Genomic DNA, 13,163 nt, shown 5'->3' with positions numbered 1-13,163 from the left:
CGATCAGGCGGCGGTGGCGAAAGCTTCTTCGCCCAGCGCCATCATCGATGCGCTTCCGCTTTCGATCTTGCGGCGCAGTGCACCGGCATCGGGCAGGTAGCGGTCCATGTAGTAACGCGCAGTCGCGAGCTTCTGTTCGTAGAACGGCTTGTCGTCACCCGCATCGCCGAGACGGTTCGTGGCAACCTTCGCCATGCGTAGCCACATCAGGCCGAGCGTGACGATGCCCATGATGTGCATGTAGTGATGCGCACCGGCGCCCAGATCGTTCGGGTTCTGCATCGCATTCTGCATGAACCACATGGTCGCTGCCTGCTGCTGGCCGACCGCCTTCTCGAGTTGTTCGGCCATGTCGGCGAGGCCCTCGATTTCCCTGGCCGTGGCGATGTCCTCGCCTGCCATCTTGAAGAAGGCCTGGATCGCCGCACCGCCACTCTGGGCGAGCTTGCGACCGCACAGGTCCATCGCCTGGATACCATTGGTCCCTTCGTAGATCTGGGCGATCCGGGCATCGCGGACATACTGGCTCATGCCCCATTCCTCGATGTAGCCGTGGCCGCCGTAGACCTGCTGCATGTTTGTCGCGATCTCGTAGCCCTTGTCGGTGCCATAGCCCTTGATGACCGGGGTCAGCAGGCCGATCATCGCATCGGCTTCGGCGCGATCTTCCTCCGTCGCGGCCTTATGCGTCAGGTCAACCAGCAGGGCGCCCCACAGCGTCAGTGCGCGCATGCCCTCGGTGAAGGCCTTGGCGTCCATCAGCATCCGGCGCACGTCCGGATGGACGAAGATCGGGTCAGCCTTGGCGTCGGGCTCGGCCGGGCCGGTCAACGCGCGGCCCTGGCGGCGGTCGAGCGCATAGGCGACACCGTTCTGGTATGCGACTTCGGCCTGGCTCAATCCCTGGATGCCGACGCCGAGGCGCGCCGCGTTCATCATGATGAACATGGCGGCGAGGCCCTTGTTCTCCTCGCCCACGAGCCAGCCCTTCGCCTCGTCGTAATTGAGGAGGCAAGTTGCATTGCCGTGGATGCCCATCTTGTGCTCGATCGAACCACATACGACGCCATTGCGCTCGCCCAGCGAGCCGTCATCGTTGACGAGGAACTTCGGCACCACGAACAGCGAGATGCCCTTCGTGCTGTCGGGCGCGCCTGGTGTCTTCGCGAGCACCAGGTGGATGATGTTGTCCGCCATGTCGTGCTCACCGGCCGAGATGAAGATCTTGGTGCCGGTGATGGCATAGCTGCCGTCTGCCTGCGGTTCCGCCTTGGTGCGGATGAGGCCCAGGTCCGTGCCGCAATGCGGCTCGGTCAGGTTCATCGTGCCGGTCCATTCGTTCGACACCATCTTCGGCAGATATTTCTCTTTCTGCTCCTGGCTGCCCTTGGCAATCAGCGCCGAGATCGCGCCGTTGGTCAGACCCGGGTACATGCCGAAAGCCTGGTTGGCGCTCGAGATGAATTCCTCGAACGCGAAACCCAGGACGTGCGGCATGCCCTGCCCGCCGAATTCCTCGGGCTGCGCCAGCGTTCCCCAGCCCGCTTCGCGAAACTGGTCGAAAGCCTGCTTGAAACCTTCGGGCGTCGTCACCGTCCCGTCTTCGTGCCGGGTGCAACCCTGCTGGTCGCCGGACTGGTTGAGCGGGAACAGGATCTCCGAGCAGAAACGACCGCCTTCGTTGATGACGGCATCGGTGATGTCGGGTGTCGCCATCTCGAACCCCGGAAGGTTGGAGTAGCTGGCAAGATCGAGCATCTCGTTGACGATGAAGCGCGTGTCACGCGTCGGGGCGGTATAGGTGGGCATGATTATCCTGTTGGTCGGGGGTTAGTTCTTGTCGGCGTCCAGCGCCTGTTTCTGGACAAGCGTAATGAAAGCCGAGAGTTCCTTGATCGAGGAATCGATGTCGGCCCGCTGCGTTTTCAGCTTGGCGACGTGTTCCTTGCACTTCTCGATCGTGAAGCGGCGCTGTTCGACGCGGCCGTCGTCGAGATCGTAGAGATCGATCATCTCGCGGATTTCGCCGAGGCTGAAGCCGACGTTCTTGGCGCGCATGATCCAAGCCAAACGCGCACGGTCGCGCTTGGAATAGACGCGGGTGAGGCCGACGCGCGACGGCGCGATCAGCCCCTCGTCCTCGTAGAAGCGCAGCGTGCGCGCAGAGCATTCGAATTCCGACGTCAGGTCGGAGATCGAGAATTTCTCGCGCTGATGGACGTCGGGACGCTCGAGATGGGCACCCGAATGCTGCTCTTCATGGGTCACGCTGGCCATGACCAGCCCCTAGCCGCTCTTTACGTAAGCGTCAAGCGACAGGCTGCAACTCGCCGCCCTCGAGCCGGCGGTAGAAACAGCTGCGGGCACCCGTATGACACGTGGGACCTGCGGCCTGGGCGCGGATCACCAGCGCGTCCTGATCGCAGTCGACGAGGATTTCCTCGACCCGCAGGACATTTCCTGATGTCTCGCCCTTCTTCCACAGGCGACCGCGCGACCGGGAATGGAAATACGCCTCGCCGCTTGTCGTGGTGGCATCGAGCGCTTCGCGATCCATATGTGCAACCATCAACACCGAGCCATCGTTGGCGTCGACGACCACTGCCGTCAGCAACCCGTCTGCGCCGAACTTGGGCAGGAAACTCGTGCCGCTTTCGCGTTCGGCTGGGGAAACTTCGCTGACCACTATTCTGACCTTTCGAAAGCTGCGCTTGATACGCGTCGTATGATGCTTTGTTGCATGATAACCACAAGCGTTCGCCAAAATCCGGCAGCTACCGGATTGCTACTTTGACTGCGACCCGTTTGATGAAATGAAGGTGCCGATCCGAAAGGGTCATGCGTCGGAACGACGGTGCAAGCAAGCGCCAGGTTCAGGGGCACGGGATAGCAGCCAGCCACAGAGCGAAGGCGCGTCCCGGAACGAAATGAGGGATCGGATCCGGACCGGCCATTGGGGGATGGCAGTCCGAGCCGCAAGGCGGATCCAATGACTTTTCGTCACGTTACGCCCGGGGCTTCGGCTCCGGGCGTTTCGTTTATGCGGGGTCCGCGCGGCGCGATGGCCTCGTCGAGCACGCGCGAGAAACAGGCGATGGTGACCGAGCGCGCACCGGCCTGATGCAGCACGGAAACACAGGCATCGCTTGTCGACCCGCTGGTGAGAACATCGTCCACCAGCAGAATATCGCGCCCTGCTACCCGTACTCTGCCGGCACCGGACAGGGCAATCGCGCCGGCGAGCGCTTGCTTGCGTTGCTTCTTCCCGAGCCCGCCGAGCAGCGGCGTGTGCCGTGTCCGGACCAGAGCGTCGACCGCCAGATCGCCGTCGATCCGCTTGGCCAGCTCGCCTGCGAGCAATGCGGACTGGTTGAAACCGCGCCTCCACAGGCGCCACCGGTGGAGCGGCACGGGAATTATCATCCAGGGTTCGTGACGCTGCGGCACACGCGCCGCGATCAACCGCGCCAGCATGGCAGCCAGGGCGATTCTGCCGCCGTGCTTGAATGCGAGCACCAGCTTGCGCGAGGCGTCGTTATAAAGTGTCGCGGCGGCAATCCCGGCATGGCGCGGTGGGTCGGCAAGACAGGGCGCGCAGATGGCGCCTGATTCGATGTGCTCGCTATCGAACGGACGCTGACACGAGGCACAACACGGCTCGCCCGGAATGACGAGTTCGCTCCAGCAGGAAGCGCACAAGCCATCCTGAGCAGCCATGCCGTCGCCGCACAGAGGGCACCGTGGCGGGTAGATCAGGTCCACAACCGGCACGATTCCCGCCTTGATTTCCTGCAGCACACTCATGCGCGGCAGGCTGCACCGCTTGCCATGCGAGCGCAAGCGCGGCAGGCGGATCGCATGTCAGTGCCGCCCCGTATCTTTGACCCCGCGCGTCGCCGCAGTGCCGCCGAGCGCGCCCTGGCCATCGCCGCCAGAAAAGGCGCCGATGCATTCCTGCTCGAGGACATGGCAGAGGACGTTCTGGAGCGGATCGATTTCATGCAACTCGATGCCGGTCGCGCACTCGTCATCGGGGCCGAACTGACCGGCCTTTCGGCGAGCCTGCGCGCAGCAGCGTGGCAAGTCGACGTGCCCGATCCGCTCAGTTTCGACGAAGAACATCCATGGGGCGAAAGCTACGATCTTGTCGTCAACCTCGGGCGGTTGGACCGGATCAACGACCTACCGGGAGCCCTGCTCCACATGCGTCACGCTCTCTCCGAGGGCGGCATCGCGATCGCGGCAATCCTCGGGGCAGGATCGCTGCCTCGCCTGCGCGAGGCGATGCTTGCAGCCGATGGCGAGCGGCCTGCGGCGCGGCTTCACCCGATGATCGACAGCGGGTCGGCTACGGCGCTCATGCAGCGCGCAGGTTTCAGGCGGCAAGTGGTCGACAGCCATACGATGGAAGTGCGCTACGCAACGCTCGACAGGTTGGTCGCGGACCTGCGCGCGCACGGTTTCGGCAATCAGCTCGTCTCACGCCCTCCAGCCCTGACCCGCGAAAGCCGGGCGCGCGCCCGCGACACATTCGCCGCCGCCGCCCGCGACGGCAAGACGAGCGAAATCTTCGAGCTGCTGACCCTGACCGGCTGGGGCTAAGCTAGTCCTTCAGTGCCGCCTGCGCCGCGGCGAGCCGCGCGATTGGTACGCGATATGGCGAGGCGGAGACGTAATCGAGACCGGTCTGCTCGCAGAAGCGGATCGATGCCGGATCGCCGCCATGCTCGCCGCAAATGCCCAGTTTGATGTCGGGCCGGGTCGCCCTGCCCCGCTCGGCCGCCAGCGAAACCAGTTGTCCGACACCGTCGATATCGAGGCTGACGAACGGATCGCGTGCGAAGATACCCTTGTCGACATAGGCGTTGAGAAAGCGACCGGCGTCGTCGCGGCTCACGCCCAGCGTCGTCTGCGTGAGGTCGTTGGTGCCGAAGCTGAAGAAGCTCGCTTCCTCGGCGATCTCACCCGCCATCAGGGCCGCGCGCGGCAGCTCGATCATCGTTCCGACGAGGTAATCGACCGATGTTCCCGTGTCGGCGAAAACTTCCTGCGCCACCCGATCGACCAGCGCCTTGAGCAATTCCAGCTCGCGTTTCGTCGCCACCAGCGGGATCATGATCTCCGGCACGACCGATTCGCCGCTTTCGCTGGCGACTTCGCAGGCCGCTTCGAAAATGGCGCGCGCCTGCATCTCGTAGATCTCGGGATAGGTGATCCCGAGCCGGCAGCCTCGATGGCCGAGCATCGGGTTGAACTCGTGCAATTCGCCCGCACGCCGCTTGAGGTGATCGACCCCGTAGCCGGTCGCATTGGCCAGTTCCTCGAACTCGGCATCGCCGTGCGGCAGGAACTCGTGGAGTGGCGGATCGAGCAGGCGGATCGTGCAAGGCAGGCCCGCCATGACCTCGAAGATGCCCTTGAAATCGGCGCGCTGTTCGGGAAGCAGCTTCGCGAGCGCTGCCCGCCTGCCCTTCTCGTCTTCGGCAAGGATCATCTGGCGCACGGCACTGATCCGCGCCGCGTCGAAGAACATGTGTTCGGTGCGGCACAGCCCGATCCCCTCGGCACCGAACTGGCGCGCCATGCGACAATCGTCGGGTGTTTCGGCGTTGGTGCGGACCTTCATCCGGCGGTGCTGGTCGGCCCATTCCATCAGGATGCCGAAATCGCCGGCAAGCTCCGGCTCGATCGTCGCGACTTCGCCCGCCATGACCTGCCCGTTGCCACCATCCAGTGTCAGCAGATCTCCTTCCTTGAGGTCGCGATTGCCGATCCGCAGCGTGCGCGCCTTCAGGTCGATCGAAACCGCGCTCGCACCCGAGACGCAGCAGCGACCCATGCCCCGCGCGACGACGGCAGCATGGCTCGTCATCCCGCCCCGCGCGGTCAGGATGCCTTGCGCGGCATGCATGCCGTGGATGTCTTCGGGAGAGGTCTCGACCCGGACGAGGATTACCTTCTCGCCGCGCCCGGCCCAGGTTTCGGCGGTGTCGGCATCGAGCACGATCTTTCCCGACGCCGCGCCGGGCGATGCCGGTAGGCCGGTGGTCAGCACGTCGCGCTGCGCATCGGGATCGAGCGTGGGATGGAGCAGTTGGTCGAGCGCCATCGGATCGACACGCAGGATCGCTGTCTTCTCGTCGATCAGGCCTTCGTCGACCATGTCGACCGCCATCTTGAGCGCGGCCTTGGCGGTGCGCTTGCCGGTGCGGGTCTGCAACATCCACAGCGTGCCGTCCTGCACGGTGAACTCGATGTCCTGCATGTCGCGGTAGTGGTTTTCGAGCAGGTCGAACACGCGCGCCAGCTCGCCATAGGCACCCGGCATTGCCTCTTCCATGCTCGGCTGCTTGGCCCCCGCGGCCTCGCGGGCAGCCTTGGTCAGATATTGCGGGGTACGGATACCGGCGACGACGTCCTCGCCCTGTGCATTGACGAGCCATTCGCCGTAATAGGCGCGCTCGCCGGTGGCGGGATCGCGCGTGAAGGCAACGCCTGTGGCCGAGGTATCGCCCATGTTGCCGAAGACCATCGCCTGCACGTTGACCGCCGTGCCCCAGTCGCCAGGGATATCGTTCAGCCTGCGGTAGACCTTGGCCCGGTCGCTGTCCCAGCTGTCGAACACGGCGCGGATCGCGCCCCACAACTGCTCGGTGACGTCCTGCGGGAACGGGTGGCCGAGCTCGCCCTCGGCGATCGATTTGTATTCTGCGACCAGTTCTTTCCAGTCGCCCGCTTCCATGTCGGTGTCGGCGTAGAAGCCGCGGTCTTCCTTGGCGATTTCGAGCGCTTCCTCGAACAGGCCGTGGTCGAGGCCGAGGACGACGTCGGAATACATCTGGATGAACCGGCGATAGCTGTCCCAGGCGAAACGCTCGTCACCCGATGTCGCCGCCAGGCCTTCCACCGTGCGGTCGTTGAGGCCGAGGTTGAGGACGGTGTCCATCATGCCGGGCATGGAAACGCGCGCGCCCGACCGCACGGAGACGAGCAGCGGGTCTGCCTCGTCGCCCAGCTTCTTGCCCACTGTCGCCTCGATATGCGCCAGCGCCTTGCCGACCTCGGCTTTCAACTCGTCCGAGAAATCCTGGCCATCCTGCAGATAACGCACGCTTTCTTCGGTCGTGATCGTGAAACCGGGAGGAACCGGCAGGCCGATGCTGGCCATTTCGGCGAGGTTTGCGCCCTTGCCGCCGGTGACGGTCTTGTCGCCTTGGCGCGGATCCGAATAATCGCTCTCGCCGCCGAATGTATAGACCGTCTTCACTGCCAATTATCCCTCGATGCGACTGAAATCGGCGACTTTGTGCACCGCAGCACGGAAGCGATCAAGCAAGCCGAGCCGATATGCGCGCTTCATTTCTTCATCCGCGTTTACCGTCACTTCATCGAAAAAGCGGTCGATCGGTGCGCGCAGGGATGCGAGCGCGGTCATGGCGCCGGCGAAATCTTCGCGCTCGATGGCGGCCTCTGCCTGCGGCCCCGCGGCATCGAGCGCATCGATCAGCGCCTTCTCAGCAGGTTCCGGCGTGTAGCCGAGCGACGTTTCGGCCCATTCTTCCTTCTTGAGGATATTGGCCGCGCGCTTGTAGCCGGCGAGCAGGTTCGCGCCGTCTTCGGTCTCCATGAAGGACTGGAGCGCCTTCACCCGGGCGAGCAGGCGGACGAGATCGTCCTCCCCGCCGAGCGCGAACACCGCGTCGATGAGGTCGTGGCGGACGCCTGCTTCGCGTTGCTGGACCTTGAGGCGATCGGCGAAGAAGTCGAGCAGGTCGGGAAGAGCGTTCTTTGTGCCCTGTGAATAAAGTGCTGAGATTTGACCGTCTGTCTGCGAAGCAAGCGTTGAGAAGCGAAGTCGAACCCCGTTGGTCTGCAAAACCGAAAGAACCCCGAGAGCAGCGCGCCGAAGCGCGAACGGATCTTTTGAGCCTGAGGGATAATGGCCAATCGCAAAGAATTGGATCAGCGTATCTAGCTTGTCAGCCAAACTCACCGCCACCGTCACCGGAGCGGTCGGCACATCGTCACCCTGCCCGACCGGCTTGTAGTGATCGCGGATCGCGTCGGCCACCGCATCGGGCAGGCCTTCGGCGCGGGCGTAATACCCGCCCATCAGGCCCTGCAATTCGGGAAACTCGCCGACCATTTCGGTGACGAGATCGGCCTTGGCGAGGCGCGCGGCCTGTTCGGCCATGTCCGGGTCGGCATCCTTGACGATCCCTTCCTCAACCAGCCAGCGGGCCAGCTTCGCCACGCGGTCGACCTTGTCGGCGACAGTGCCCAGCTTTTCGTGGAAGGTGATGCGCTCCAGACCCTTGGCGTGCTGGACGAGAGTCTTCTTGCGGTCGACATCCCAGAAGAAGCGCGCGTCGGACAGGCGCGCGGCGAGGACCTTGCGGTTGCCGTCGACCACGCGTGCGCCGCCGTCTTCCGCCTCGATATTGGCGGTGCAGATGAAGGCGTTGGCGAGCTTGCCTGCTGCGTCCTCGCAGACGAAATACTTCTGGTTCACACGCGCGGTGAGCTGGATGGTCTCTGGCGGAACTTCGAGGAAATCTTCCTCGAAGCGTCCGAGCAGCGGGACGGGCCATTCGGTTAGGCCGGCGTTCTCGATTACCAGACCCTCGTCCTCGACCAGCTTGAGACCGGTTTCAGCGGCAACCTTCGCGGCGCCTTTGCGGATCAGGTCCTGCCGTTCCTCGTGATCAACGATCACATGTCCCGCGCGCAGCTTCGCCGCATAGTCGTCGGCATTGCCGATGGTGATTTCGCCTGAATGATGGAAGCGGTGGCCGAACGTCACCGCGCCTGACTTCAGACCAAGCGGCACTCGCTCAACACGAATATCGCCCTCAGCGTTTGCATATATGTCTGCATGAGAGGCGATCTCGAATTCTACGACCTCATCTCCGAAGAGAGCGACAATGCCAGAAAGTGGGCGCACCCATCGTTGCGACGCGGTACTGATTGAAGCCGCACCCCAGCGCATGGATTTAGGCCACGAAAACTGTGCGATTACGGTAGGAATCGCCTCGGCCAGCAGGTCCGTCATCGCCCTGCCCGGCTGCTCGATCACAGTGAAGTAGGTCTCGCGGCCTTTTACTTCGCGGATCTCGAGATCGGCCTTGTCGACACCGGCCTTGCGACAGAACCCGTCGAGCGCCTGGTCGGGCGCGCCGACCGGCGGACCTTTCAGTTCTTCGCTAACCGCTTCGGTTGCTTCCGGGAGACCGCGCGCAATCAGCGCGAGGCGGCGCGGCGTCGACCAGACGGTAATCTCCCCCGCAGCGACTCCGGCGGATTCCATCTCGCGGCGGAACAGCTTTTCCAGTTCGGCGCGCGCACCTGTCTGCATCCGGGCGGGGATCTCTTCGCTGCGCAGTTCGAGGAGGAAATCGCTCATGCCGACCACTCCGGAAATTTCTCAGCCCAGCCGGCAGCTTCCTTCGCCATATGCGCTTCACAACTGCCGCGCGCGAGGTCGCGGACGCGGCCCATGTAGCTCGCGCGTTCCTGCACGCTGATCACGCCGCGCGCCTGCAGCAGGTTGAAGATGTGGCTTGCCTCGACCGCCTGTTCGTAGGCGGCGATGGGGACTTCGGCAGCGAGCGCGTTCCTGCACTCGGCCTCGGCCTTGTTAAACAAGTCGAACAGCGCGTCCGTATCGGCGACTTCGAAATTCCATTTCGACATCTGCCGTTCGTTCTCCAGGAACACGTGGCCGTAACTGGTCCCGCGCCCGTCGAAATCGAGGTCGTAGACGTTATCGACGCCCTGGATGTACATCGCGAGCCGCTCGAGCCCGTAGGTAAGCTCGCCCGCGACCGGCTTGCAGTCGAAACCGCCCATCTGCTGGAAATAGGTGAACTGGGTGACTTCCATCCCGTCGCACCAGACTTCCCAACCGAGACCCCATGCGCCCAGCGTCGGGCTTTCCCAATCGTCCTCGACGAAGCGGATGTCGTGCTTAAGCGGGTCGATCCCGATCACCTTGAGGCTGTCGAGATACCATTGCTGAATGTCCGGCGGGCTCGGCTTCAGGATAACCTGGTACTGGTAGTAATGCTGCAGCCGGTTCGGGTTTTCGCCATAGCGGCCGTCGGTCGGTCGGCGGCAGGGTTGCACGAACGCGGCGTTCCACGGTTCCGGTCCGAGCGCGCGCAGCGTGGTCGCGGTGTGGAAGGTCCCCGCCCCCATGCGCATGTCATAGGGTTGCAGGATCAGGCAGCCCTTCGCACTCCAGAAATCGTGGAGCGCGAGGATCATGTCCTGGAAGCTTTTCGCCGGGTTTCTTTGCGGTATCGCGGTCATGGGCTGCGCCCATGGCGGAGAGGGTGGCAAGCGTCAATCGCGGCGGGCCGTGACCATCACTGGATTGGAAGGTTATCGATACATTTTGTCAGGTCATGTTGACATAGTCAGCGAATCGCGACATATGGTCAGGACAACCTGACATAAAGTCGAATCAACCTGACGGAGCGCACAATGCAATTCGATCTCAACGCCAAGAGCGGGACGCTGTTGTTCCTCGCCGCGATCGTGCTCGGTTTCGCCGGATATCATCTCGGCAAGTTCGTCGGCGCGAACTTCTGAGGCAGCCGTGAACAATCGCCTCAAGGTGCTGCGCGCGGAACGCGACTGGAGCCAGGCCGAACTGGCCGGCCGGCTCGACGTATCGCGCCAGGCAGTCAACGCGATCGAAACCGGCAAGCACGACCCGTCCCTGCCGCTCGCCTTTCGCATTTCCCGTCTTTTCAACATGCCGATCGAGGAGATTTTCGATGACGGCCAATGAAGATTTTCCGGTCAGCGGCGAAGAACGCTTCCGCAAGCGTCGCAAGTCCTTTTTCACCTACGTCGGTGTTGCGATGGTGGTTGCCCTCGGCGCGGGCATCGCATCGGGTGCGCTGGCTGCGAACGTTTCGCTCGGCAATGCGCCCGTCTGGCTGTTTTTCGCGGTCTGGGCGATCATGCTGGTCGCCTTCGTCTGGTTCACCCGCGACTATTTCCGCAGGGTCGACGAACTGGACCTCATGGACAATCTCTGGGCAAGCCTGGCTGCCCTCTACACCTACGCGGTCGTCTATGGTTCCTGGTACCTGTTCGCTTCGCTCGACATCGCGCCTCCTATCAACGCCGACGTCATATTCTGGACGACTATGGGCGCAATGCTCGTCGCCTACGGCATCCGCAAGCTCGGCTGGCGCTGATTTTCATCATCCGTTCAAACCATCAATTCAATCATCTCCAATCAGAAGGATCGCTATCATGAAACTCAAGAATACCCTTGCAACTGCCGCTTCCGGCTTCGCCCTGCTGCTGTCGTCGCCTGCCTTCGCGGATCACCACCAGGAAACCGCGGTCGCCGAAACTGCCGTCGTCGAAGCCAAGGTCGCGACACCGGCCCTGTGGAAGGTCGCCGACGAAGATACCACGATCTACCTGTTCGGCACGGTCCATGCCCTGCCCGAAGGCCTCAACTGGTACACCGGGCCCGTTGAAACCGCGCTGACGGGTTCGGAAGAGCTGGTGACCGAGATCATCGCCGACCCGGGTATGGCCAGCGAAATGCAGGCGCTTGTGATGGAAAAGGGGATGCTCCCGGCCGATCAGTCGCTGCGTGGCCTGCTCGACGCAGATCAGGCCAAGCGGTACGAGGCGACGATGACCAAGCTCGGCCTCCCGGCTGCGGCCTTCGACCGTTTCGAGCCGTGGTATGCCTCGATGATGTTCTCGATGCTGCCGCTGCTGCAGCAGGGCTATTCGCCGGAAGCAGGCGTCGAGTTCTCGCTCGCCAAGAGTGCCGGTGAAGCCAAGAAGCGCGGCGAGCTGGAAACCGTCGAGTACCAGCTTTCGCTGTTCGACAACCTGCCGCAGGAAAAGCAGATCGAATACATGATGGAAACGGTCGATCAGGTCGACGAGATCAAGCCGCTTCTCGACAAGATGGTCGGCGAATGGCTCGAAGGCGACGCCGACGGCCTCGCCGCACTGATGAACGAGAGCATGGACGATCCGGTCCTGGCTGAAACCCTGCTCTACCAGCGCAATCGCGCCTGGGCCGAGTGGATCGACGAGCGCCTGGATGCGCCCGGCACTATCTTCATCGCCGTCGGCGCGGGTCATCTCGCCGGCGAGCAGAGCGTGCAGGACGCGCTGACCGCTCGCGGGATCGAAACCACCCGCGTCCAGTAACACGCGGTGCTGCGCAGCTTTCTCTTGTGGCTGGCGGCCGGCTTCGTGCTGGCCGCCTGCTCGCAGGAGCAACCGGTGGAGGTCGAAACGGTCTCCCCCGCACTATGGGAAGTGACCTCGCCGGATGGCCGCAAGGGATGGCTGTTCGGAACTATCCATGCGCTCCCCGACGGCACCCGGTGGCGCACCGGGGTTTTCGGTGCCGCGTGGGCCGAAGCCGGTACGCTCGTCCTCGAAGTTCCCGATGTCGGCGACGACGACAAGATCGGCGAATCCTTCAACCAGCTTGTGATTTCGCCCGACCAGCCGCCCGTTCTCGACCGGGTCGCACCTTCCCGGCGAGACGATTTGCAGGCTGCACTGGCGGGTGAAGGCATCGAGCCCGACAGGATGACCCGGTTCGAGACCTGGGCGGTGGCGCTCGTCCTCTCGCGGACCAACGCGTTCAAGGGCGAAGGCGTCGACAAACAGCTCAAGGCAGCGCGCGGCGACAGGCCGCTCGTCGGCCTCGAAACCACCGCCGACCAGCTCGGCGCTTTCGACAATCTGCCCGAGCCGCAGCAACGCCTGCTGCTGCTGTCGGTCCTCGACGAACGCGACGCGCCGGATAGCAAGCGCAGGCGCGCCGAAGCCTGGCTGGCGGGTGACATCGCCGCGCTGGAAGCGGAGACGCGCAGCGGAATGCTCGCGAACGAGGAACTGCGTGCCCGTTTGCTGCTGGCCCGCAACAGGGCATGGCTTCCAAGGATCGAACGGATCATCGCTGGCGGCACTCGCCCGTTGATCGCCGTCGGCGCAGGTCATCTGGTCGGGCCTGACGGGCTGACCGAATCGCTCGCGCGCAACGGTTACGAGGTCAGGCGCCTGCAATAGGGCCGGAGGCGGCAGCAGCATCGAGTGGTTGCAATCCGCCCGCATCCCGTTATAGGCGCGCCCTTCCGGAGCCATGGTCATCCCTGGAGGCGTGG

General features: G+C 63.6%; 12 protein-coding genes. 5 read left to right on the top strand and 7 right to left on the bottom strand.

Annotated features, from left to right (window positions below; translation table 11 throughout):
• Positions 1 to 3: 3 nt before the first annotated feature.
• From GRI48_RS01405 to GRI48_RS01390, 4 genes are all read right to left on the bottom strand, one after another.
• Positions 4 to 1,809, bottom strand: coding sequence for an acyl-CoA dehydrogenase C-terminal domain-containing protein (locus GRI48_RS01405; protein ID WP_160670336.1), 1,806 nt, complete (start codon positions 1,807 to 1,809; stop codon positions 4 to 6).
• A 21-nt stretch (positions 1,810 to 1,830) separates the two neighbouring features.
• Entirely contained in the window at positions 1,831 to 2,277 is a 447-nt protein-coding gene (locus tag GRI48_RS01400) for a MerR family transcriptional regulator (protein ID WP_160670333.1), read from the bottom strand.
• A 31-nt stretch (positions 2,278 to 2,308) separates the two neighbouring features.
• The gene (hisI, locus tag GRI48_RS01395; RefSeq protein WP_160670330.1) at positions 2,309 to 2,686 is read right to left on the bottom strand and encodes a phosphoribosyl-AMP cyclohydrolase; all 378 of its coding nucleotides are present in this window, start codon (positions 2,684 to 2,686) and stop codon (positions 2,309 to 2,311) included.
• 314 nt (positions 2,687 to 3,000) lie between these two features.
• Positions 3,001 to 3,804, bottom strand: coding sequence for a ComF family protein (locus GRI48_RS01390; protein WP_160670327.1), 804 nt, complete (start codon positions 3,802 to 3,804; stop codon positions 3,001 to 3,003).
• 54 nt (positions 3,805 to 3,858) lie between these two features.
• Here GRI48_RS01390 and GRI48_RS01385 point away from each other — a divergent pair, with 54 nt between their 5' ends.
• Entirely contained in the window at positions 3,859 to 4,602 is a 744-nt protein-coding gene (locus GRI48_RS01385; protein WP_160670324.1) for a methyltransferase domain-containing protein, read from the top strand.
• A gap of 1 nt (position 4,603) precedes the next feature.
• On the opposite strand, the gene ppdK is transcribed toward GRI48_RS01385, so the two are convergent.
• From ppdK to GRI48_RS01370, 3 genes are read right to left on the bottom strand one after another with little or no spacing between them, the layout of a single operon-like run.
• On the bottom strand, positions 4,604 to 7,267 hold the full coding sequence (gene ppdK / locus GRI48_RS01380; RefSeq protein ID WP_160670321.1) for a pyruvate, phosphate dikinase: 2,664 nt from the start codon (positions 7,265 to 7,267) through the stop codon (positions 4,604 to 4,606).
• A gap of 6 nt (positions 7,268 to 7,273) precedes the next feature.
• Positions 7,274 to 9,403, bottom strand: coding sequence for a glycine--tRNA ligase subunit beta (gene glyS / locus GRI48_RS01375; protein ID WP_160670318.1), 2,130 nt, complete (start codon positions 9,401 to 9,403; stop codon positions 7,274 to 7,276).
• Positions 9,400 to 10,311, bottom strand: coding sequence for a glycine--tRNA ligase subunit alpha (locus GRI48_RS01370; protein WP_160670315.1), 912 nt, complete (start codon positions 10,309 to 10,311; stop codon positions 9,400 to 9,402). The genes glyS and GRI48_RS01370 overlap by 4 nt, the downstream gene beginning before the upstream one ends.
• Positions 10,312 to 10,600: 289 nt before the next feature.
• On the opposite strand from GRI48_RS01370, the gene GRI48_RS01365 reads away from it, so the two are divergent.
• From GRI48_RS01365 to GRI48_RS01350, 4 genes are read left to right on the top strand one after another with little or no spacing between them, the layout of a single operon-like run.
• Entirely contained in the window at positions 10,601 to 10,795 is a 195-nt protein-coding gene (locus tag GRI48_RS01365; protein WP_160670312.1) for a helix-turn-helix domain-containing protein, read from the top strand.
• Complete coding sequence (locus tag GRI48_RS01360; protein ID WP_160670309.1) at positions 10,782 to 11,210, top strand: hypothetical protein; 429 nt, start codon at positions 10,782 to 10,784, stop codon at positions 11,208 to 11,210. The genes GRI48_RS01365 and GRI48_RS01360 overlap by 14 nt, the downstream gene beginning before the upstream one ends.
• Before the next feature lie 58 nt (positions 11,211 to 11,268).
• Positions 11,269 to 12,195, top strand: a complete 927-nt coding sequence (locus GRI48_RS01355) for a TraB/GumN family protein (RefSeq protein ID WP_160670306.1) — start codon at positions 11,269 to 11,271, stop codon at positions 12,193 to 12,195.
• Positions 12,196 to 12,201: 6 nt separating this feature from the next.
• Positions 12,202 to 13,068 (top strand): TraB/GumN family protein, encoded by an 867-nt coding sequence (locus GRI48_RS01350; RefSeq protein WP_160670303.1) that lies wholly within the window; start codon positions 12,202 to 12,204, stop codon positions 13,066 to 13,068.
• Positions 13,069 to 13,163 lie beyond the last annotated feature (95 nt).

The organism is Qipengyuania oceanensis (genome assembly GCF_009827535.1).
Classification (GTDB): Bacteria; Pseudomonadota; Alphaproteobacteria; order Sphingomonadales; family Sphingomonadaceae; genus Qipengyuania_C; species Qipengyuania_C oceanensis.
The sequence above is the reverse complement of the archived record's forward strand: the minus strand, read 5'-3'. Positions and strand labels throughout refer to the sequence as shown.

Excerpts from the sequence above, each read along its gene's own strand:
- GRI48_RS01405 (WP_160670336.1), bottom strand. The coding sequence starts at position 1,809 with ATGCCCACCTATACCGCCCCGACGCGTGACACGCGCTTCATCGTCAAC.
- GRI48_RS01400 (WP_160670333.1), bottom strand. The coding sequence starts at position 2,277 with ATGGCCAGCGTGACCCATGAAGAGCAGCATTCGGGTGCCCATCTCGAG.
- GRI48_RS01390 (WP_160670327.1), bottom strand. The coding sequence starts at position 3,804 with ATGAGTGTGCTGCAGGAAATCAAGGCGGGAATCGTGCCGGTTGTGGAC.
- GRI48_RS01385 (WP_160670324.1), top strand. The coding sequence starts at position 3,859 with ATGTCAGTGCCGCCCCGTATCTTTGACCCCGCGCGTCGCCGCAGTGCC.
- glyS (WP_160670318.1), bottom strand. The coding sequence starts at position 9,403 with ATGAGCGATTTCCTCCTCGAACTGCGCAGCGAAGAGATCCCCGCCCGG.
- GRI48_RS01370 (WP_160670315.1), bottom strand. The coding sequence starts at position 10,311 with ATGACCGCGATACCGCAAAGAAACCCGGCGAAAAGCTTCCAGGACATG.
- GRI48_RS01360 (WP_160670309.1), top strand. The coding sequence starts at position 10,782 with ATGACGGCCAATGAAGATTTTCCGGTCAGCGGCGAAGAACGCTTCCGC.
- GRI48_RS01355 (WP_160670306.1), top strand. The coding sequence starts at position 11,269 with ATGAAACTCAAGAATACCCTTGCAACTGCCGCTTCCGGCTTCGCCCTG.